The organism is Bacillus taeanensis, assembly GCF_003318295.1.
Taxonomy (GTDB): domain Bacteria; phylum Bacillota; class Bacilli; order Bacillales; family UBA6769; genus Maribacillus; species Maribacillus taeanensis.
The window spans coordinates 133,273-154,548 of record NZ_QOCW01000002.1; the positions used below are offsets into that span (position 1 = coordinate 133,273).

Below are 21,276 nucleotides of genomic sequence, written 5' to 3' on the forward strand. Positions count from 1 at the left end.
GATGACTCAAAACGATCTTACAGCTGTAGAGTCGACTGAGGAAAAATTAACAGAACAATCAGCTGATCAAATAAAACGTCAGCTAAGAAATGATCCTGAAGTTCTTGAACTGAAGCAGAGACTTGATGAAAGACAGCCAACAGAGCTTTTAGCATTTGGACAGGAGCCGGCTGATGAAATTTCCAAGTTTTCTGATAAAATTCTTCATTCAATGAAAGCTACAAGTATTCAAGATTCAAGCACATTATTGAAACAGCTTGGTAAAATTATGGACAAGTTTGATAAAAATGATTTTCAAGAAAATAAAGGTTTTCTTAGTAAAATCTTTAAGCGCGGCGAAAAAATGATTGAAAAAATCTTCTCAAAATATCAAACCATCGGCGGTGAAATTGATAAAATTTACGTTGAGATTTCAAAATACCGTGATGAAATGCTGAAATCGACTCATAATCTTGACGATGTTTATGAGAAAAACTATGAATTTTACTTAGCATTGGAAAAATATATTGTCGCAGGTGAACTAAAAGTAGAAGAACTAAAAAATAAGGTCATTCCTGAACTTGAAAAACGAGCATCGGCTGGAGATCAGCGTGCTTCAATGGAGCTTGAAACGATTAGAGGTGGGGCTGAATTATTAGAACAGCGCGTTTATGATTTGCAAATGGCGCAGATGGTTGCCTATCAAACAGCACCGCAAATTCGCTTATTACAGCGCGGCAACACAAAACTTGTCAATAAAATTAATTCAGCGTTTGTAACGACGATTCCTATTTTTAAAAATAGTGTCATTCAAGCAGTGTCTGCAAAGCGTCAAAAATTAGTGGCAGACAGTATGAGTGAACTAGACCGTCGGACAAATGAAATGCTAAAGCGCAATGCAGAAAACATCTCCCAACAAAGTGTCGATATTGCCCGGTTAGCAGGCGGTTCAAGTATTAAGATTGAAACAATTGAAGCCTCATTTAACACAATTATTAAGGGAATGGAAGAAACGAAAGCGATTGAAGATGAAAATAAACGAGCGCGTGAAGAAGGAAAACAGCGGATTATTGAACTGCAGGAAAACTTTAAGAAATTAAAAGAAAAGCATCATCAATCATAAAACCTGTTAATTAAGTGAGAGAATGATGTGTTAGACATTTTTTTAGCATTGGTTCATAAACTATTATATTAAACTAGTGAAAAACTACTAAAATTTTTTATATCAAACGTTATGAGTTTCCTTCCTATCTAACATTAGATTCTATCATAAACGAAATGGGGAAATACGATGACAAAAAAATGGACAACTTCTCAAATAAGACAAGAAACGATTAAACAATTAGAACAGCGCGGCGTAACGATTGATGATATTGCAGCGATTGTGTTTGAAATTCAAAAAAAATATGTGCCAAATTTAGAAATGGATCATTGTATTTTAAATGTGAATCGAGTGCTTAATAAAAGAGAAACCTTACATGCTGTATTAACAGGAATTGCACTTGATGTAATGGCTGAAAAAAAGATGCTGCCTGATCCGCTCCAACACCTCATTGAAACAGATGAACCATTGTACGGAATAGATGAAATTATTCCGCTTTCCATTGTAAATGTTTACGGCTCAATTGGTTTTACGAATTTTGGTTATTTAGATAAAGAAAAGTTTGGGATTATTAAAGAATTAGATGATCATGACAGTGAAAAGGTGCATACATTTTTAGATGATATTGTATGCGGCATTGCAGCAGCTGCTGCGAGCCGGATTGCACACAGTTCAAGAGATCGTGAAGAAGGATATATAGAAAAGTTTTAGAAAGAAGTTCATTCTCCGTTTCATAATGGAGAATGAACTTCTTTAATTTATTTTTATACAGACATGAAACGTTAAATGGATTGATATAATGTGGTATCAAAGAAAAAAGGGGGCAGTAAGTATGCAAACTGGTAAAAAGCTCGTCCTCGGATTTCAGCATGTGTTAGCGATGTTTGGTGCGACAGTTCTAGTGCCGATTATTACTGGGTTAAGTATTCCAGTGGCCTTATTTACAGCTGGTGTGGGAACCATTCTTTTTCATCTTTTGACAAATAGAGATGTTCCAGTATTTTTAGGAAGTTCATTTGCTTTTATTGGTGGTATATTAACAGTAAAAGAACTATTTGGAATTGAATATGCGACAGGTGCGATCATTGGGGCAGGAGCTGTTTATTTAATAATGGCAGCAATAGTGAAAATAATTGGTCATAAAAAAATTACAGCCATTTTTCCGCCAGTTGTCATTGCGCCAATTATTATGGTGATTGGCTTAACGCTTGCGCCTGTTGCCGTAAACATGGCAGCTGATAATTGGTTGATCTCCATTGTTACGATTTTAACTGTTGTTATTGTTGGTATTTTCTTTAATGGTTTTTTCAAGACAATTCCAATCATAACAGGTATTATTGTTGGATATATTGTTTCAATTGCAACAGGAAACGTTGATTTTACAGGAGTTCTTGATGCAAATTGGTTTGCAGTTCCAAATTTCCATGCGCCGAAATTTGAATTAGAAGCTTTTGCGATTATTGTTCCGATTGCTCTCGTAACGATAATCGAACATATAGGCGATATTACGACAAACGGAAGTGTTGTTGGTAAGAACTTTATAGATAAACCTGGTCTTCACCGAACATTTTTAGGCGACGGATTTGCGACTATGTTGGCTGGATTGCTTGGCGGACCTGCTAATACAACGTATGGTGAAAATACGGGTACACTTGCTATTACAAAAGTATATGATCCTTCGATTTTACGAATGGCTGCTTTTATAACAATATTTTTATCATTTATCGGTAAATTTGCCGCATTAATTAGTACCATTCCACTAGCTGTAATGGGTGGCATTAGTTTTATACTGTTTGGAATGATTGCAAACATTGGGGTAAAGCAGTTAGTTGATCACCGTGTTGATTTAAGTAATACGAAAAATGCGATTATTTTCTTTGCGCCGCTTATTATCGGATTAAGCAGTTTGGCAGAAGGAAATCCTGCTGTCATAAATATAACTGAAAACGCGCAGCTCTCTGGTTTATCATTAGCCGCTCTTACAGCTGTTATTTTACATGCTGTTTTAAATATTAAAGGAAAACAGCAAACAAAGAGAAAAGCAAACGTCTAGCTATTTGTTTTAATATAAAAATTTTAGATGACTCAAAACAAGGGGTTCACCCTTTTGAGTCATCTTTTTCACGTTTTTCTTCTCGAAACAATGTATAGAGAAAAGTAACCTCACATATATTTAATTAGCTTATCCTATTCTTTTATTCTACTTTTCTATTCACATAGAAGGACAAGGTATCATAATTTGTTTGGTGTATGGAGGAGGAAGTGATGAAAAAATTAATCCGCGGAGGAACGATTGTAACCGCATCTGATTGCTATGTGGGAGAAGTACTCATTGAAGGAGAAAAAGTGGCCGCAATTGGAGAGCAGCTTGATGAGGAACATGCTGAAATCATTGATGCATCAGGATGCTATATTTTCCCAGGTGGAATCGATCCGCATACACACCTTGATATGCCTTTTGGCGGTACGGTTACTGCAGATGATTTCGAAACAGGGACTCGGGCCGCTGCATTTGGCGGAACAACGTCTATTATTGATTTTTGCTTAACAACAAAAGGTAACACACTCGCATCTGCGATTCAAACTTGGCACAAAAAAGCGAAAGGAAAGGCATGTATCGATTACGGTTTTCATCTCATGGTTTCTGAAGCAAGTGATGAAGTATTACAAGAACTAGGAGCGGTTGTTGAAAAAGAAGGAATTTCTTCATTAAAAGTATTTTTAGCTTATAAAAATGTTTTACAAGTAGATGATGAAACGCTTTTTAAAACATTAGTAAAAGCAGAGCAGCTGGGGGCGCTCGTTCAAGTCCATGCAGAAAATGGGGATGTCATTGATTATTTAACGAAAAAAGCATTGGCAGAAGGAAAGAGTGAGCCGATTTATCACGCATTAACACGTCCTCCGGAAGCAGAAGGAGAAGCAACAGGTCGAGCGATTGCTCTTACAGCATTAGCAAATGCACAATTGTACGTTGTCCATGTCTCATGTGCAGAAGCCGTAAAGCGAATCGCAGAAGCAAGGGAAAAAGGATGGAAAATTTACGGTGAAACATGTCCTCAGTATCTAGTTCTCGATATTTCTTCATTAGATCAGCCGAATTTTGAAGGAGCAAAGTATGTTTGGTCACCGCCGCTAAGAGAAAAATGGCATCAGGAAGTGCTTTGGAGTGCGCTTCGAAGCGGAATTTTACAAACTGTTGGATCTGACCAATGTTCGTTTAATTTTAATGGACAAAAAGAACTCGGTCGAGGTGACTTTACAAAAATTCCAAATGGAGGTCCGATGATAGAAGATCGCTTTTCCCTTTTATATTCAGAGGGGGTTGCAAAAGGCAGACTTAGTCTCAATCAGTTTGTGGATGTGATTTCAACAAAAGCAGCAAAACTTTTTGGATTATTTCCGAAGAAAGGAACAATTGTTGTTGGTTCTGATGCTGACCTGGTGATTTTTAATCCTCATGCTAAAAGAACAATTTCTAAAAAGTCTCATCATATGAATGTAGATTATAACGCCTTTGAAGGTATGGAAGTAAAAGGTGACATCATCAGCGTGTTATCTCGAGGGAAATACGTTATTAAAGAGAAAGAATTTGTCGGTCAAGCTGGTGCGGGCCAATTTCTAAAACGAAGAGCATTCCGGCAGCCTTAGGGAAAGCTTGATAGAGAGGAGGGTGATAAAATGAAGCTTACAATTAATAAAGACCGGTTAAAGCAGCATTTTGAAGTTCTAAGTCAAATCGGGAAAATTGGCGATACCGGCGTATGCCGACCGGCGCTTTCTAAAGAAGAAAAAGAGGCTTTTCATGTCGTAACAAAATGGATGGAAGAAGCAGGAATGACCGTTCGAATTGATCATTTTGGCAATTTAATTGGTCGCCTTGAAGGGAAGAACCCACAAGCTCCTGTTCTAATGATCGGCTCACATTTAGATTCACAGCCATATGGCGGAAGATTTGATGGTGTTGCCGGGGTGCTTGCAGGCATTGAAACAGCTAAAACTCTTACAGAGAAAGAGGTTGTTTCGGAGCGTCCGATTGAAGTGATTTCCTTCTGTGATGAAGAAGGTTGGCGTTTTAATAAAGGACTGTTTGGTTCAAGGGGGATTTTAGGGAAGTTAGAAAAAGGTGAATTAGATCGTAAAGATAAAGACGGTATGACGAGAAAAGAGGCACTCATTGAATTTGGCTGCGATCCAAATCGTTTTTCCGCGTGCGTCTATGAACCAAACGATATTCATTGTTTTCTTGAACTTCATATTGAACAAGGTCCCATTTTAGATAAAGCGAATGAAGCGGTTGGGGTTGTTTCTGGAATTGCCGGACCGTTATGGCTCACGGTCACTCTGAAAGGATATGCAGGTCATGCTGGTTCAGTACCGATGAATATGCGAAAAGATGCCCTTGTGGGAGCTGCGGAAGTAATTCTTTCCTTAAACGAAATCGCAAAAAGAATTCCTGGCGCTCCCACAGTCGGTACAGTTGGAAATCTTACTGTGTTTCCTAACTCTAGAAATATTATTCCTGAGGAAGTTTCCTTTACTGTAGACTTAAGGGATCTTAATCAAAATCGCCGCAAGAAATATGAAAAAGAACTTTGCGAAGTGATAGAGAAAGCTGCAGGGAAAAACAGCTTAACATTTAGTATTAGAGAAGATACGAATAGTGAACCACGGTATTGTGCAGATTGGATTAAAGATATTATGCATGAGAAAGGGAAAGAGATCGGGATGAAAACAAGAGAATTAATGAGCGGACCTTTTCATGATGCATTAGCTCTCTCTTATGCATGTGACTACGGAATGATTTTTGTCCGCTGTAAAGACGGCATTAGTCATAATCCGGCTGAATTTGCTTCATACGATGATTTAGCGCTTGGAACAGAGCTTATGTACCGAGTTGCTGCTGACATTGCAAGGCGTCCGATTAAATAAATGAGTTACTTTTTATGAAAGCGGTGGTGAAGGTGACTAAGCTGTTAAAAAATTATATTAATGGAAAATGGATTGTTTCTCACTCAAATCAAACAGAACTTGTTCCAAACCCTGCAACAGGAGAGGTGCTTGCCTATGTTCCTCTTTCAAACAAAGAAGACGTTGCTCAAGCTGTCTCTGCCGCTAAAAAAGCCTTTCAATTCTGGAAAAAAACACCCGTGCCAGTACGCGCTCGTTTGTTGTTTAACTATCAGCATCTTTTATTAAAACATAAAGATGAATTAGCTGAACTTATTACGAAAGAAAATGGAAAAAGTCTGCAGGAAGCTCATGGTGAAGTTCAAAGAGGGGTAGAATGTGTCGAATTTGCGGCAGGGGCTCCAGCGTTGTTAATGGGTAGACAGCTTCCTGATATTGCCCATGGAATTGAATCAGGAATGATGCGTTACCCGCTCGGAGTTGTTGCGGGTATTACACCGTTTAATTTTCCAATGATGGTGCCGTGCTGGATGTTTCCGCTTGCTGTTGTATGCGGTAATACCTTCATTTTAAAACCTTCAGAAAGGACTCCTCTTGTCACCTGTCGTCTTGCAGAATTGTTTCATGAAGCTGGTTTCCCTGCCGGAGTGTTAAATATTGTCCACGGCGCTCATGATGTTGTGAACGGCATATTAGAACATAAAGACATTCAAGCTGTTTCATTTGTCGGTTCGCAACCTGTAGCCGAAATGATTTATAAGGAAGCTGCGGCAAACGGCAAACGAGTACAGGCGCTTGCCGGTGCGAAAAATCACTCCATTGTTATGCCTGATGCCGATTTAGATCGTGCTGTTTCAAATATTATAAGTGCTGCTTTTGGTTCTGCAGGCGAACGGTGCATGGCGTGTGCAGTCGTTGTAGCAGTAGGAGAAATTGCCGATGAGCTTGTCATGAAATTAAGAGAAGAATCAAATAAGATCCAGATTGGCAATGGACTAGAGGAAGATACTTTTCTTGGGCCTGTTATTAGGCAGTCCCATAAAGAGCGCACGCTTCATTATATAAAGCTTGGTGAAGAAGATGGGGCAGAATTAGTTCGTGATGGGAGAGATGATCAGGAAGCTTCATCAGAAAATTGTTTTATCGGACCGACGATTTTTGATCGTGTCACAACAGACATGGTTGTATGGAAAGATGAAATATTTGCGCCTGTTCTGCTTGTCATGAGAGCAAAGAATTTATCTGAAGCCATTCAATTAACCAATCAATCTGAGTTTGCAAATGGCGCTTGTTTATATACAGACAGTGCAAAAGCGATACGAGAATTTCGTGAAGAAATTGACGCTGGAATGCTTGGAATTAATTTAGGTGTACCTGCACCGATGGCCTTTTTCCCGTTTTCAGGCTATAAAAAATCATTTTACGGTGACCTGCATGCAAACGGTCATGATGGCATTGAATTTTACACTCGAAAAAAGGTGATTACAGCTCGTTATTAAGGAAGAATCGAGGTGAGGAAGATGCTTAATAAAGAAGATCTTTTAAAAAAAGATCAAAAGCATATGTGGCATCATATGTCTCGTCATAACCCAACCCCTCTCGTTATTACAGAAGCTGATGGTGCTTGGATCGTTGATATTGACGGAAATCGTTATTTTGACGGGATGTCAGGGCTTTGGTGCGTTAATATTGGTTACGGAAGAAAAGAATTGGCAGAAGCAGCCTATGAGCAGCTTGTAAAAATGCCGTATTATCCTCTAACACAAAGTCATATGCCAGCAATTGAGCTCTCCCATAAATTGAGTGAATGGCTTGAAGGGGAGTACCGCATCTTTTTTTCTAACAGCGGCTCTGAAGCAAATGAAACAGCATTTAAAATCGCTCGACAATATCATCATCAGCGCGGTGAAACATCGCGAACAAAGTTTATTTCAAGGCATCGAGCTTATCACGGCAATACGATGGCAGCTTTATCTGCAACAGGGCAGGCAATTCGTAAATATAAATATGAACCGCTGGCACAAGGGTTTCAACATGTGCAGCCTCCGTATTGTTACCGATGTTCTTTTGGGAAGAAATACGGCAGCTGTGAAATAGAATGTGCCAAAGCCATTGAAGACGCCATTTTATGGGAAGGAAAAGAAACTGTTGCAGGGGTTATTATGGAGCCAGCCATTACGGGAGGAGGCATGATTGTTCCGCCAAAGGAATATTTACAAAAAGTAAGAGAAATTTGTAATAAATACGGCGTTCTTCTTATTATTGATGAAGTCATTTGCGGAATGGGCAGATCAGGAAAACGATTTGGACATCAAAATTTTTCGGTGAAGCCAGATATTGTAACGATGGCTAAAGGAATAACGAGCGGTTATTTACCTCTTTCAGCGACAGCAGTGCGAGCGGAACTCTATGAATCTTTTAAAGAAGAGGGAGAAGCACAGCATTTTCGACATGTGAATACGTTTGGGGGGAATCCTGCAGCATGTGCGTTAGCATTAAAAAATTTACAGCTTATCGAAAGTGAAGAATTAATTGATAAAGCAGAAAGAACGGGAGCTAAACTAGAACAAAAATTATTGCCATTATTAAAACATAAAAATGTAGGTCACATCCGCCGATTTGGTCTTCTAATCGGGATAGAAATCGTCGAAGATAAAGAAACAAAAACACCATTATCTGAGGAAAAAATGAAAGAGCTTGTGAATGAATGCAAAAAGCGCAGTCTTATTATCGGAAAAAATAGTGATACAGTTCCAACGTTCAATAACATTTTAATGTTGGCACCGCCTCTTATTACAAGTGAAAAGGAGATTGATTTTATCACAAGTGTAATAAAAGAAGTTGTCTTATCAACTTAGCAGCGGCCCTTGAGGATAACTTGTTTAATAGTTTCAAGTTTACAAGCTGTTTAAATACTATGATGAACAAGGGGGATATGGGGATGGCAGGGAATAAGGACGCCGATTTTACTTCTTTTCAGGAACTAGAGAAAAATTTTCAAGAAGCAGCACCTGCCCTTAAGCCGAAAGAAGCAATCGATGAATCAAACCGATGCTTATATTGTTATGACGCGCCCTGCATAAAAGCTTGTCCAACAAGTATTGATATTCCAACATTTATTAAAAAAATTGCAACGGGAAACCTTTATGGATCAGCAAAAACGATTATGGAAGCAAATCCTGTAGGGGCAAGCTGTGCGCGTGTATGTCCAACAGAAGAATTATGTGAAGGAGCCTGTGTCTTAAATGGTCCTTCAAAACCAATCATGATAGGAATGCTTCAAAAGCATGCGACAGACTGGGCGATCAAAAATAAAAAAACTTTCTTTAAACGCGGACAGCAAAATGGCTGTAGAGTTGCCATAATTGGAGCAGGACCAGCTGGACTGTCAGGTGCCCGTGAATTAGCGAGAATTGGATATGAAGTGACTATATATGAAGCAAAAGAGAGGGCTGGTGGGCTATCAACATATGGAATTGTATCATTTCGTTTGCCAAAAGAAATTCCGTTATGGGAAGCCGAACAAGTCGAAGCATTAGGCGTAACATTTAAATATTCTACTACAGTCGGAAAAGATATTTCATTTAATGAAATTATTAAAGGTTATGATGCCGTGTTACTTGCAGTTGGAATATCAGCAGTGAAAAAGCTTAATATACCAGGTGAGGAATTATCAGGTGTGCTTGATGCGATTTCTTTTATTGAAGAAACAAAAAAGAACGGGTTAACAAATGAATTTATTGGTAAAAATGTTGCAGTCATCGGTGCAGGCAATACAGCAATTGATGCAGCAACATGTGCGAAACGACTTGGTGCTGATTGTGTTCAAATTTTTTATCGAAGAACAGAAAAAGAAATGACGGCCTATGAATTTGAATATGAATTTGCGAAGCAGGATGGTATTGAGTTTCGCTGGCTTTCGTCACCTACTAAAATAATAGGAAAAAATGGCTCAGTAACAGCGTTAGAATTAATTAAAATGAAACTTGAAGAGCAAGGTCAAAATGATCGACCAAAACCTGTACCGATTGAAGGATCAAGTTATCCAGTTGAAGTTGATTACGTCATTAAAGCCATTAGTCAAACGCGATTTACATCTATAATTGATGCTCTTAATCTTGAACATGAAAATGGAGTCGTCCTTGTGAATAATAAAACGATGCAAACATCTAATCCGAAAGTATTTGCAGCTGGGGATGTTATCTTTGGTGGAGGGCAAACAGAAGCGATGGTCGTTGATGCAGCCGAACAAGGTAAGGTAGCTGCATATAAAATACATGAAAATTTTACCCAACATGCAGGGGAATGAATTTAACGAAGTAAGGAGTGATGGAAATGGCAGATTTAAACATTAATTTAGCTGGCATATCATCACCAAATCCATTTTGGCTTGCGTCAGCACCTCCGACTAATTCAGCTTACCAAGTCATGCGTGCTTTTGAGGCAGGGTGGGGCGGAGTGGTTTGGAAAACATTAACAGATGATCCTGTTACAAACGTGACCTCTCGCTATGGGGGTATTCATTACGGCGGCCGCCGCATTATGGGATTTAACAACATTGAACTGATTACGGATCGACCGCTTGACGTGAATTTAAAAGAGATTGCTGAAACAAAAAAGAAGTTTCCACATCACGCTCTTGTCGTATCACTTATGGTAGAACATGATCAAGAAAAGTGGCATGAAATTGTTAAAAAAGCAGAAGCAGCCGGCGCAGATGGACTTGAACTGAACTTTGGCTGTCCGCACGGCATGGCTGAACGCGGCATGGGCTCAGCTGTTGGTCAGCATCCAGATTTAATTAAACAGCAGATAGAATGGGTAAAAGAGGTGGCTGAAACACCTGTTATTGTAAAATTAACCCCAAATATTACTGATATTCGTTTTGCAGCTCGTGCGGCAAAAGATGGTGGAGCTGATGCGGTCAGCATGATTAATACAATCAACAGTTTGATGGGGGTTGATATTCATTCATGGCTTCCAATTCCTCATGTTGATGGAAAAGGAACACATGGCGGCTACTGTGGTCCTGCTGTAAAGCCAATTGCTCTTAACATGGTCGCAGAATGTGCGCGTGATCCAAAAGTCAATCTACCAATCTCGGGAATTGGCGGGATTGCCTCGTGGCAGGATGCGGTTGAATTTATTTTAATGGGAGCAGCAGGTGTGCAGGTCTGTACGGCAGCAATGCATCACGGCTTTCGAATTGTTGAAGATATGATTGATGGATTGAATTACTATTTAGATGAAAAAGGAATTTCCTCTGTGATGGATCTTGTAGGAAAAGCTGTTCATACGTATACAGATTGGGGAAATTTAAATTTAAACTACAAAATTGTTGCGAGAATTAATGAAGACAACTGCATTAACTGCAACAAATGTTATATTGCCTGTGAAGATACCTCGCATCAATCGATTGACTTATTAAAAGATTATAAAACTGGCAAGGAAACGGTTGTTGTTCGTGAAGATGATTGTGTTGGATGCAATTTATGTTCAATTGTTTGTCCGGTTGAAGGAGCAATTGACATGGTAGAAGTAAACATAAATCAACCTTCACAAACATGGTTTGAACGTCAACAAGTTTTGAATAAAAGTTCTAATCAAGACAATTAAAGCATTTGAATAAGAGTCAAGCACTAACCATTCTAGAGGAAGTGCTTGACTCTTATTTTTTTTTTGCTTGATTATGAATGTTTTTGATTTTAAATGATAGAAAATGGTTGATTTTTAATTATGAAGGAAGTATACTGTATACAATACACATTAAAACATTAAGGATGACTTGAAAAGGATAAGGTGTATCACTGTAAGATAGTATTAAAACAATCAAAAACAGTCAGATTGTCTAACAAGTCTGACAGAAAAATTTAATAAAGGTGGACGATAATATGATTTATACTTGTACTCTTAATCCATCTGTTGACTATCTTGTTCAAGCAGACAAGATTCAAATTGGAGAGTTAAACCGTATTGAGAATGAAATGAAGATTCCTGGTGGAAAAGGGATTAACGTTTCTCGCGTACTAAAGCGTATGAATGTTGAAAGTAAAGCATTAGGCTTTATTGGCGGCTTTACTGGTGAATTTGTTAGGGATGCCTTAAAGGCTGAATATATAGGATGCAATTTTGTATCAGTTAGTGGAGACACACGAATTAACGTTAAGCTAAAAGCAGACAAAGAAACAGAAATTAATGCAGACGGGCCAATTATTTTGGCTGAGGAGCTTGAGCAGTTAATGGAAAAACTTGATGCGCTCACCCCAGAGGACATTCTCGTTTTGGCCGGCAGCATCCCTAAATCATTACCATCTTCATTGTACAAACAAATAATGGAACATGTTCAACATAAAAATGTAAAAGTGGTTGTAGATACAACGGGACAAACACTTTTAGATGTATTACCGCTTAAACCATTTTTAGTGAAGCCGAATCATCATGAATTAGGAGAACTTTTTAATGTGACGATTGAAACGGTTGAAGAAGCCATTCCATATGGCAGAAAACTTGTTGAAATGGGAGCAGAAAATGTGATCGTTTCAATGGCAGGAATGGGGGCGCTATTTTTTACAAAAAATAGTGTGCATTATGCGAATGTTCCAAGTGGAGAATTGAAAAATTCCGTTGGTGCAGGAGATTCTGTTGTTGCAGGCTTTATTGGTTCTTATGTGAAAAAAGGAAGTTTGCTGCATGCATTTAAGTATGGCGTAACAGCAGGAAGTGCATCAGCATTTTCAATAGGTTTTTGTACAGAAGAATATATTCAGACATTAATTAATCAAGTAAAAATAAGAGAAATAAATGAGGGGGCTGCAGTTACATCATGAGAATTACGGAACTGTTAAAGAAAGATACAATTATTCTTGATTTATCCTCTAATTCAAAAGAAGGTGTTATTGATGAGCTCTCAGCTAAACTAGGTGAAGCTGGTAGACTCAATAGTCAAGAACTATTTAAAGAAGCAATATTAGCGCGTGAAGCACAAAGTACAACTGGAATTGGGGAAGGTATTGCGATTCCGCATGCGAAGACGAAAGCAGTTCAGATACCTGCTATCGCTTTTGGTCGCTCACGTCAAGGTATTGATTATCAATCACTTGATGGTCAACCGAGTCATTTGTTTTTTATGATTGCAGCAAGTGAAGGAGCAAATAATGCCCATCTTGAAACACTTTCACGTCTGTCTACATTGTTGATGGACAGCTCATTTCGCAATAAACTTCTTAATGCATCTTCTATTGATGAGTTACTCACAATCATTGATGCGAAAGAACAAGAAGTTTTAAAAGAAGAAGAGCCAAACCAAGATACAGTAAGTGAAGCACAAGAAAGCAGCAAAGGAAAAATATTAGCTGTTACAGCTTGCCCAACTGGTATCGCCCATACATATATGGCAGCTGATGCTCTCAAAACAAAAGCAAAAGAAATGAATATAGAAATTAAAGTGGAAACAAATGGTTCGACAGGTGTTAAAAATGCTTTAACACAGGAGGATATTGAAAACGCGATTGCGATTATTGTCGCAGCAGATAAACAAGTTGAGATGGAACGTTTTAAAGGAAAACATGTGATTCAAGTACCTGTAGCCAAAGGAGTTCGTGAACCACAAAGTTTAATTGAACGTGCATTAAAACAAGAGGGTTCTGTTTACCAGAACGGCTCAGGAAGTGCAGTAGGTGAATTGAATAAAGCTGACAAAGGAGAACGTAAAGGTTTTTATAAGCATTTAATGAATGGTGTATCAAACATGCTTCCATTTGTTGTCGGAGGCGGGATTTTAATGGCTCTGTCCTTTATGTTTGGCATTAATGCCGCAGACCCAAATGATCCTACCTATCATCCAGCTGCGGAAGCATTAGTGAAAATTGGCGGTGACAGTGCCTTCGGCTTAATGATTCCAGTATTTGCAGCCTTTATTGCAATGAGTATCGCAGATCGCCCTGGGTTAGCACCTGGAATGATTGCTGGACTAATGGCATCAACAGGTGGTGCAGGCTTTTTAGGCGGATTAATTGCTGGGTTTTTAGCTGGATACACTGTACTAGCACTGAAAAAAGGTTTTTCAAAGCTTCCACCATCACTCGAAGGAATCAAACCAGTTTTGCTTTATCCGTTATTTGGAATTCTTATTACAGGTTTTATAATGATGTATGTTGTTATCGAACCTGTTAGAACACTGAATGATGGAATTACCTCATGGTTAGGGAGCATGGGAACAGGAAACATTGTCTTACTAGGTTTACTTTTAGGTGGAATGATGTCAGTCGATATGGGTGGTCCTGTTAATAAAGCAGCACTTACATTTGGTATTGCGATGATTGATGCTGGTAACTATGCACCACATGCAGCCATTATGGCTGGTGGAATGGTGCCTCCGCTTGGACTAGCACTTGCGACAACACTTTTTAAAAACCGCTTTACAAAAGCGGAACGTGAAACTGGAAAAACATGCTATATTATGGGAGCCTCATTTATTACAGAAGGTGCTATTCCATTTGCTGCAGCAGATCCGAAGCGAGTAATTCCAGCAGCTGTTATTGGTTCTGCGGTTGCTGGCGGTTTGTCGATGATTTTTGAAATTGGTCTTCTTGCACCCCACGGAGGAATGTTTGTTGTTCCAATCGTAACTGGAAATCCGATTTTATATGTGCTTTCAATTGTGATTGGTATGGTTGTAACAGCTGTATTAGTTGGATTATTTAAGAAACCAATTGAAACATCAGAAAATATAGTAAAGCAGGCTGCATAAGGATAAAGAAAGTTCGAAGGAAAGTAACCATGTATGCAAAATCAAGAGCAGTCCGATTTATTGATGGAACACATAGTCTAAATAAAAAGCCTGATTTATAAAGCCTTAAGTTCGATAAAAAATCTTATATCGTTAAATAGAAGTCCGCTGACAGTTTTTTTGTTAGTGGACTTCTATTATATTTAGCTTATTCGTTAAAATTAGACGTTTAATAGAGGGAATGGAAAGGGAATGTATAGTGTAATTAGGTTTAGCATAATAAACAATCTTAAACAATATATTCATATAGATTGGGAAAAAAGGGGGAATATATTTTGAAAAACACCTTACATAGTAAATTGCTTACAAAAGAAGATATGATTAATAAGGAAAAAGTTCCACATTGGGTCGCAGAAGAATTTCAGACGTTTCATAACATCGTAACAGATCCTACCTTTCCATGCTACTTTGGGATTCACGCTCAAAAAAAAGGTGAGCTTCGCTATACGTATTTATCTCATAATGATTGGAGTCATTTTCCTGATACTGTTCGTGATTTTCTATATTTAATGCACGAAGATCGATCCGTTCGAAGAGGGTTGTTTGTATTTGTAGAACCAGAGAGAGAAGAAAGGTCAATTGAATATTATCGTGCTTATTTTTGGAGGCTCCTCGATTATCTTCATGAGCGTGATAAAAAAGAGTGGCCTGCACATATACCAAAAAATCCAGATCATCATTTATGGGCTTTTAGCTTTGATGGGGAACCATTCTTTACTTTTGGAAATGCTCCAGCTTATAAGCAGAGAAAAACACGAGATTTAGGAAACTGTTTAGTGATTGGAATGCAGCCGCGGATGATTTTTGAAGGCCTTGAAGGTGATCGCCCAACCGGAATAAAGTCGAGACAATCTGTTCGGGAGCGTGTAGAAGCATGGGATAATCTCCCAAAGCACCCGAACATCAGTCATTATGGTGATGAAAATCATCGTGAATGGAAGCAATATTTTATTGGTGACGATGTAAAACCGATTACAGGTAAATGTCCATTTCATCATAAATCTTCTAGTTAGAAAACTATTCCGTCAAGCATTCGGTTGACGGAATTTTTTATTTGTAAAAAAATGATCTTCTGTTCTAAATACCTTTACTTTTACATTACATAGAAGTAGACAAGTTATATGGATAAGAAGGTGTATAGATGGTTATTGTTATAATCAAGCAAATTGTCCTGGGCTTATCCCTGGCTGCACCTGTTGGTCCAATTAATATTGAGATGATTAAAAGAGGCATGTTTCAAGGGTTTTGGAGCTCATGGCTTATCGGGATAGGAGCGATGACTGCTGATTTCCTTTTTATGCTTCTCGTTTATTTAGGATTTGGTCGGTTTTTATTAGAGCCGCTCATTCAGCTGCTTATGTATAGCTTTGGATTTGTTTTTCTTACGTATTTAGCAATGGTGACATTTCAATCAGCAAAAATAAAATCAACGTTTCAAGAAGATTTTAGTCGTACAAGCTTCGGTCAGTCATTTCGGGTTGGGTTTTTTATTGCGCTTGCCAATCCAATCAATATTGTGTTTTGGTTTGGTGTTTATGGATCAGCATTAAGTGAAATTGCTTCACAGGTGGAGGTTACAAAAGCCCTTTTATATAGTTTATGTATCTTTATAGGCATTATTTTATGGAATTTAAATATTGCCTTCACCTCACATTTTAGCAGAAATATATGCAGTCAACGATGGATGGAAAAGATGATCTATTGTGCAGGGATTCTTTTATTAGGTTACGGCATTTATTTTGGTTATAATGCGTTTTTATTACTAATAGAAATAAGGGCATCTTTATAATACTGCAACAAGCAAACCATCTTTCTATTCCATAATGGAAAGGTGGTTTTGCTGTTAACGGTAAGGGATAATGGATATCCTAAGAAATAAACACCAGTTTTGACTAGTGATTACAACAAAAAACTTGTAAATAAAAATATTTTCAATTAACATCAAAGAAGCAGCTTTAAGAAAGGAACACAGCTTGATGAAAAAGACATTAGTCGTTTCTTTATTTAGTATATACTTATTATTTACTTCCTGTTCTCAGCACCCGGGAGATGAATTAATAGATGATGCGAATGTAACAGAGATAAAAAATGTTAAATGGTCATATGAGGAAGAAACAGGTCCAGAGCATTGGGGAGAGTTATTACCTGAATACATTCTTTGTAAAAATGGGGCCGAACAATCACCGATTAATATTCAAGAAACGATTGTGGGAGTGAATGAATCGCTTTCTGATCTTAAAATTAATTACCATTCAACAACTGTTTCTTTAAATAATAATGGAAATAGGATCAGCATAACAGATGTATCTAAAAATAATACAATTGAATTAAGTGAAAAAACATATAAGCTTAATCAAATTCATATCCATACCCCTAGCGAACATCAACTTAACAGTCAACACTATGAGATGGAGCTGCACTTTCTACACGAAGATAAAAGAGCAAATCTTGTTGTTTTCGCTGTATTTGTTCAGGAAGGCTCCGAAAAAGAATCACTTGCAGAACTCATTACAAACCTTTCTCAGCAGAAGTTAGAAACAGAAGTACAGCTTAATCAAACAGTTGATTTATTAAGTATGCTTCCTAATGATTTTACAACATTTCGTTATGATGGTTCACTTACAACACCCCCATGTACTGAAAGAGTAAAATGGCTCGTTTTTGAACAGCCAATTGAAATGTCAAAGGAACAAATAGCGGCCTTTCAAGCAGTTATATCGGAAAATAATCGACCTATTCAACCGCAAAATGAACGTGAAATCGCTAAAAAACATCAGTAAAGAGGGAGTCCCGTAAAATGGCTCCCTCTTTACTCATTGTAGACAGAAACCAGGAGCAGAGCGGTTTTATCACTTAAGTTTTTAACAGCATGGGGAACACAAGCATTCCAATAAAACGTATCGCCTTCTTCTAGTATTAGTTCATCTTCCCCTTGTCTGACAAAAACCTCACCTTTTAGTACTAGATGACATTCAACTCCTTTATGAGCATGTGGAGTATCTAAACTTGAATAGCCTGGTGGCATCTCTATAATGGACAGCTGCAGTGGTGTATTGTCTGTTAGATGTTCAATTTTAATGTTACCTTTACCGAAATAACTTACTTTTCTCTCATCTTTTCGCACGACATGTACTCTTTTTTCTTTTTCTAATAATAAATAAGCAAGTGGAACATTTAAAGAATTTGCAATTGTGTCAAGAGTAGAAATTGATGGAGCTGTTTTATTGTTTTCGATATTACTCATAAAGCCCTTTGACAGTCCAGTACAGTCACAAATTTGTGTAATCGTTATATTTTTACGCTTTCTAATTTCACGAATTGTTGAACCAATATCCATATTAACTAGTGCTCCTTTAGAGTTATCTTATAAAGAACTTAGTTTTATATTAACAAAAAAACAATTGACTTTCCAGCATTGAAATGATAATTTGTTCTTAAATAGAATAATAAGTTCTTTATTAAGAAATTAACAAAAAGAATAAAACGACTTAAAATAACTGAGAAAATAAATAGAACTATGAACACATATCATTTAAAAAGAATTGGATATACTTATACGTCGGATAGCATGGTTAAAAAATGGAACAATAAGGAGGAAAATACTTTGAAAGAAATAGCAGTAGAGCTTTTAAAAGAGCGCATTAAATTAATAGATCAAACAGATAATAGAGCTCTTTACCTTGTTGGTCCTATTAAATTACCGGTTAATTTAGAAGGTAATACAGTAATATTTCAATGGTATTCATGGTTAAATACAGAATCATCATTTGATAATCAAGAACAATTAATTGAACAGTTAGCAAAAAGCAATTTAGCTGATATGCAGCAATCTTCCGTATTAGTGTATGGTGATTTTTCAGAAAGTACGGAGGCGTTAATTCGCATGCACAGCATTTGTCATACAGGAGATATTTTTGGAAGCAAACGATGTGATTGCGGATTTCAATTAAAGAAAGCAATGCAGTTAATCGTTGAAAACGGAAGCGGCGCTCTCTTTTACTTAGCCAATCATGAAGGGCGCGGTATTGGATTATTTAGCAAAGCAATGGCTTATATACTTCAGGAAAATGGTTATGATACTGTTGATGCAAATATTGCTTTAGGATTTGAAGATGACAAAAGATCATATGAGGAAGCTATTACGGTACTTCAATATTTAAGAAAAAAACCTGTTACATTAATTACAAATAACCCTAAAAAGCTTGAAGCTCTTGAACGTTCTGGTCTATTTGTTACAGACCGTCTTTCATTATGGGGGGATGTATCTGTCTATAATGAAAACTATTTAAATACTAAAATGAATCGTTCAGGGCATATGAAAGGGGAAGCTTTAAGTGGAACAAGATAAACAGTATATGCGATTAGCTTTAGAAATGGCGAAATCAACGACTGGTCAAACTGCTCCAAACCCTCATGTAGGTTCTGTGCTAGTAAGAGATGGACAAATTGTAGGAATGGGTGCCCATTTAAAAGCAGGAGAGCCGCATGCCGAAGTTCATGCATTAAGAATGGCGCAAGAAAAAGCAAAGGGAGCCACTGCTTATGTTACGCTTGAACCATGCTCGCATCAAGGGCGGACAGGTCCATGTGCCGAAGCATTAGTGAAAGCTGGAGTTTCAAAAGTGGTTATTGCAGCACTTGATCCAAATCCTCTCGTTTCAGGAAACGGTGTAAAGATTTTAAAGAATGCTGGAATTGAAGTGGTTGTTGGCGTATTAGAAGAAGAAGCTGATAAACTAAATGAAGTGTTTAATAAATTTATTGTTAAAAACACACCATTTGTTACGCTTAAGGCAGCAATGACACTTGATGGAAAAATTGCTACTTCAACAGGAAGCAGTAAATGGATTACAGGAGAAAAAGCAAGAGAAGAAGTTCATCGGCTGCGCAGTGTGCATGATGCGATTTTAGTTGGAGTAAATACAGTTATTGCGGACGACCCTGAACTTACGTGTCGATTCATTGAAGGCAGAAACCCAATACGAGTAATTCTTGACTCTACGCTTCGTATCCCTCTTTCAGCAAAGCTTATCAATGACGACGAAGCACCAACATGGATTTTTACAAGTCAATCTTTTGATGTTCAAAAGAAAGAGGAGCTTGAAAAAAGAAGGTGCCGTGTATTTGTTACCTCTAGTCAAGAACAAGTTGATATTCAAGAAGTGCTGCAGCTGTTAGCAAATGAACAAATTACAAGTTTGTTTGTTGAGGGCGGCAGCGGAATAAATGGTGCGTTTATTGAAAAACGTCTAATTGATAAAGTTATCTTTTTTATTGCTCCAAAATTAGTAGGTGGAAGGAATGCTTTAACGCCTGTTTCAGGAAAAGGAATATTAGAAATGAACGACGCTCTTCAACTTCAAAATGCCTCAATCAAGCAGGTAGGAGAAGATTTTTGTATTGAAGGATATCTTAAATAAACAAGAAGTCATCGGAAGAAGATGACTTCTTGTTTATTTTTATTTTATGAATCACAAATAGAAAAATGGTTCTTTAAATAGGTTTATATCTTTTATCTGTTAGGGAATAGTAAAACAAAAGAATTGATAATGGAGGATCTCCTATATGTCAAAAATGACTAAACAAACTTTAAAGGCGTCTTGTAATACGGAATATGATACATTACGAAAAGTTGTATTGTGTAAGCCGAGTTATATGAAAATACGTGAAGTGATAAATGAAACACAAAAGCATTTTATACATGATAATATTAATATTGAACTTGCTAATTTACAGCATGAAAACTTAAGAAAAGCATTAGAAAAACACGGTGTAGAAGTGAGTTTACTTCCTGTCCAGCAAAAATTTCCTGAACAAGTTTTTACGCGCGATATCGGTTTTACAATTAATGAAACCGTGTTTATTTCTGAAATGGGGCAGCACATTCGTCAAGGAGAAGAACAGATATTAAAAGAATGGTTGAAAGAAAACGAAATGAATTATTATGATTTAAAAGAAGGCAGTATTGAAGGTGGAGATGTTATTCTTGATCAGAAAACGCTTTGGATAGGTGTAAGTGATCGAACAAGCAAAGAAGCCATCGAACAAATGCAAAAGCTGCTTCCAAATTTTCAAATAACTGCTGTGCCCTTTGAGGAAAAATATTTACATCTTGATTGTGTATTTAATGTGCTTTCAGCAAATGAAGCATTAATTTTCTCACCTGCATTTCAGGAAAAAGAGTTAGAAGTTCTTTCTTCTCGTTATCATTTAATTGAAGTAACAAGAGAAGAGCAATTTACACTTGGTACAAACATTCTTTCACTCGGAAATAAAACCGTTGTCAGCTTACCAATTAATAAAAAAGTGAATAAGCAGTTGAGAGAAAATGGTTATCATGTAATCGAAGTAGATATTTCTGAAATAATAAAGTCAGGTGGATCTTTTCGCTGTATTACCCTCCCAATTTTTCGTCAAAATTAGTTAATTATGAATAATAAATAAAAAACGCCTAATTAATTAGGCGTTTTTTATAATGAACGTTACGATATACAAT

Annotated in this window: 18 protein-coding genes; 17 read left to right on the forward strand and 1 reads right to left on the reverse strand. The window is 37.4% G+C overall.

Annotated features, from left to right (window positions below; translation table 11 throughout):
* Position 1: 1 nt before the first annotated feature.
* The 14 genes from DS031_RS03105 to DS031_RS03170 all read left to right on the forward strand — a co-directional run bounded on the left by DS031_RS03105 (position 2) and on the right by DS031_RS03170 (position 17,560).
* Positions 2 to 1,102 carry a toxic anion resistance protein gene (locus tag DS031_RS03105; protein ID WP_113804474.1) on the forward strand — a complete coding sequence of 367 codons (1,101 nt, stop codon included), beginning with the start codon at positions 2 to 4 and terminating at the stop codon, positions 1,100 to 1,102.
* 168 nt (positions 1,103 to 1,270) lie between these two features.
* On the forward strand, positions 1,271 to 1,792 hold the full coding sequence (locus DS031_RS03110; RefSeq protein WP_113804475.1) for a phosphatidylglycerophosphatase A family protein: 522 nt from the start codon (positions 1,271 to 1,273) through the stop codon (positions 1,790 to 1,792).
* 121 nt (positions 1,793 to 1,913) lie between these two features.
* Positions 1,914 to 3,134: a uracil-xanthine permease family protein gene (locus DS031_RS03115; protein ID WP_220182068.1), complete on the forward strand. Its 1,221-nt coding sequence runs from the start codon at positions 1,914 to 1,916 to the stop codon at positions 3,132 to 3,134.
* 212 nt (positions 3,135 to 3,346) lie between these two features.
* Positions 3,347 to 4,732 (forward strand): dihydropyrimidinase, encoded by a 1,386-nt coding sequence (gene hydA, locus DS031_RS03120; RefSeq protein WP_113804477.1) that lies wholly within the window; start codon positions 3,347 to 3,349, stop codon positions 4,730 to 4,732.
* A gap of 30 nt (positions 4,733 to 4,762) precedes the next feature.
* Positions 4,763 to 6,013, forward strand: coding sequence for a Zn-dependent hydrolase (locus DS031_RS03125; protein WP_113804478.1), 1,251 nt, complete (start codon positions 4,763 to 4,765; stop codon positions 6,011 to 6,013).
* A gap of 14 nt (positions 6,014 to 6,027) precedes the next feature.
* On the forward strand, positions 6,028 to 7,491 hold the full coding sequence (locus DS031_RS03130) for a CoA-acylating methylmalonate-semialdehyde dehydrogenase (RefSeq protein ID WP_113804479.1): 1,464 nt from the start codon (positions 6,028 to 6,030) through the stop codon (positions 7,489 to 7,491).
* A gap of 21 nt (positions 7,492 to 7,512) precedes the next feature.
* Positions 7,513 to 8,850, forward strand: a complete 1,338-nt coding sequence (locus DS031_RS03135) for an aspartate aminotransferase family protein (protein WP_113804480.1) — start codon at positions 7,513 to 7,515, stop codon at positions 8,848 to 8,850.
* Between the two features lie 83 nt (positions 8,851 to 8,933).
* Positions 8,934 to 10,301 (forward strand): NAD(P)-dependent oxidoreductase, encoded by a 1,368-nt coding sequence (locus DS031_RS03140; protein WP_113804481.1) that lies wholly within the window; start codon positions 8,934 to 8,936, stop codon positions 10,299 to 10,301.
* Between the two features lie 26 nt (positions 10,302 to 10,327).
* Positions 10,328 to 11,608: an NAD-dependent dihydropyrimidine dehydrogenase subunit PreA gene (gene preA, locus DS031_RS03145; protein WP_113804482.1), complete on the forward strand. Its 1,281-nt coding sequence runs from the start codon at positions 10,328 to 10,330 to the stop codon at positions 11,606 to 11,608.
* Between the two features lie 275 nt (positions 11,609 to 11,883).
* Positions 11,884 to 12,819 carry a 1-phosphofructokinase gene (pfkB, locus tag DS031_RS03150; protein WP_113804483.1) on the forward strand — a complete coding sequence of 312 codons (936 nt, stop codon included), beginning with the start codon at positions 11,884 to 11,886 and terminating at the stop codon, positions 12,817 to 12,819.
* Positions 12,816 to 14,741: a PTS fructose transporter subunit IIABC gene (locus tag DS031_RS03155; protein ID WP_113804484.1), complete on the forward strand. Its 1,926-nt coding sequence runs from the start codon at positions 12,816 to 12,818 to the stop codon at positions 14,739 to 14,741. Before pfkB ends, DS031_RS03155 begins: the two co-directional genes overlap by 4 nt.
* A 356-nt stretch (positions 14,742 to 15,097) precedes the next feature.
* Complete coding sequence (locus DS031_RS03160; protein WP_113804646.1) at positions 15,098 to 15,793, forward strand: YqcI/YcgG family protein; 696 nt, start codon at positions 15,098 to 15,100, stop codon at positions 15,791 to 15,793.
* Positions 15,794 to 15,921: 128 nt separating this feature from the next.
* Positions 15,922 to 16,569, forward strand: a complete 648-nt coding sequence (locus DS031_RS03165; RefSeq protein WP_113804485.1) for a LysE family transporter — start codon at positions 15,922 to 15,924, stop codon at positions 16,567 to 16,569.
* Positions 16,570 to 16,756: 187 nt separating this feature from the next.
* The gene (locus DS031_RS03170; RefSeq protein WP_113804486.1) at positions 16,757 to 17,560 is read left to right on the forward strand and encodes a carbonic anhydrase; all 804 of its coding nucleotides are present in this window, start codon (positions 16,757 to 16,759) and stop codon (positions 17,558 to 17,560) included.
* Between the two features lie 29 nt (positions 17,561 to 17,589).
* Here the strand turns inward: DS031_RS03170 and DS031_RS03175 are convergent, their stop codons facing one another.
* Positions 17,590 to 18,117 (reverse strand): helix-turn-helix domain-containing protein, encoded by a 528-nt coding sequence (locus tag DS031_RS03175; RefSeq protein WP_113804487.1) that lies wholly within the window; start codon positions 18,115 to 18,117, stop codon positions 17,590 to 17,592.
* A 231-nt stretch (positions 18,118 to 18,348) separates the two neighbouring features.
* Between DS031_RS03175 and DS031_RS03180 the strand changes: the two genes are divergently transcribed.
* The 3 genes from DS031_RS03180 to DS031_RS03190 all read left to right on the forward strand — a co-directional run bounded on the left by DS031_RS03180 (position 18,349) and on the right by DS031_RS03190 (position 21,203).
* Entirely contained in the window at positions 18,349 to 19,128 is a 780-nt protein-coding gene (locus DS031_RS03180) for a GTP cyclohydrolase II (protein WP_113804647.1), read from the forward strand.
* A complete protein-coding gene (gene ribD, locus DS031_RS03185) occupies positions 19,115 to 20,200 on the forward strand; it encodes a bifunctional diaminohydroxyphosphoribosylaminopyrimidine deaminase/5-amino-6-(5-phosphoribosylamino)uracil reductase RibD (RefSeq protein WP_113804488.1) in 1,086 nt (361 codons plus the stop codon). Before DS031_RS03180 ends, ribD begins: the two co-directional genes overlap by 14 nt.
* Before the next feature lie 145 nt (positions 20,201 to 20,345).
* Positions 20,346 to 21,203 (forward strand): dimethylarginine dimethylaminohydrolase family protein, encoded by an 858-nt coding sequence (locus DS031_RS03190; protein ID WP_113804489.1) that lies wholly within the window; start codon positions 20,346 to 20,348, stop codon positions 21,201 to 21,203.
* The last annotated feature ends 73 nt before the right edge of the window (positions 21,204 to 21,276 follow it).

What these genes read in the sequence shown, in the direction of transcription:
- DS031_RS03105 (WP_113804474.1), top strand. Translation starts at nt 2, where the DNA reads ATGACTCAAAACGATCTTACAGCTGTAGAGTCGACTGAGGAAAAATTA.
- DS031_RS03110 (WP_113804475.1), top strand. Translation starts at nt 1,271, where the DNA reads ATGACAAAAAAATGGACAACTTCTCAAATAAGACAAGAAACGATTAAA.
- DS031_RS03115 (WP_220182068.1), top strand. Translation starts at nt 1,914, where the DNA reads ATGCAAACTGGTAAAAAGCTCGTCCTCGGATTTCAGCATGTGTTAGCG.
- hydA (WP_113804477.1), top strand. Translation starts at nt 3,347, where the DNA reads ATGAAAAAATTAATCCGCGGAGGAACGATTGTAACCGCATCTGATTGC.
- DS031_RS03125 (WP_113804478.1), top strand. Translation starts at nt 4,763, where the DNA reads ATGAAGCTTACAATTAATAAAGACCGGTTAAAGCAGCATTTTGAAGTT.
- DS031_RS03130 (WP_113804479.1), top strand. Translation starts at nt 6,028, where the DNA reads ATGAAAGCGGTGGTGAAGGTGACTAAGCTGTTAAAAAATTATATTAAT.
- DS031_RS03135 (WP_113804480.1), top strand. Translation starts at nt 7,513, where the DNA reads ATGCTTAATAAAGAAGATCTTTTAAAAAAAGATCAAAAGCATATGTGG.
- DS031_RS03140 (WP_113804481.1), top strand. Translation starts at nt 8,934, where the DNA reads ATGGCAGGGAATAAGGACGCCGATTTTACTTCTTTTCAGGAACTAGAG.
- preA (WP_113804482.1), top strand. Translation starts at nt 10,328, where the DNA reads ATGGCAGATTTAAACATTAATTTAGCTGGCATATCATCACCAAATCCA.
- pfkB (WP_113804483.1), top strand. Translation starts at nt 11,884, where the DNA reads ATGATTTATACTTGTACTCTTAATCCATCTGTTGACTATCTTGTTCAA.
- DS031_RS03155 (WP_113804484.1), top strand. Translation starts at nt 12,816, where the DNA reads ATGAGAATTACGGAACTGTTAAAGAAAGATACAATTATTCTTGATTTA.
- DS031_RS03160 (WP_113804646.1), top strand. Translation starts at nt 15,098, where the DNA reads ATGATTAATAAGGAAAAAGTTCCACATTGGGTCGCAGAAGAATTTCAG.
- DS031_RS03165 (WP_113804485.1), top strand. Translation starts at nt 15,922, where the DNA reads ATGGTTATTGTTATAATCAAGCAAATTGTCCTGGGCTTATCCCTGGCT.
- DS031_RS03170 (WP_113804486.1), top strand. Translation starts at nt 16,757, where the DNA reads ATGAAAAAGACATTAGTCGTTTCTTTATTTAGTATATACTTATTATTT.
- DS031_RS03175 (WP_113804487.1), bottom strand. Translation starts at nt 18,117, where the DNA reads ATGGATATTGGTTCAACAATTCGTGAAATTAGAAAGCGTAAAAATATA.
- DS031_RS03180 (WP_113804647.1), top strand. Translation starts at nt 18,349, where the DNA reads ATGGTTAAAAAATGGAACAATAAGGAGGAAAATACTTTGAAAGAAATA.
- DS031_RS03190 (WP_113804489.1), top strand. Translation starts at nt 20,346, where the DNA reads ATGTCAAAAATGACTAAACAAACTTTAAAGGCGTCTTGTAATACGGAA.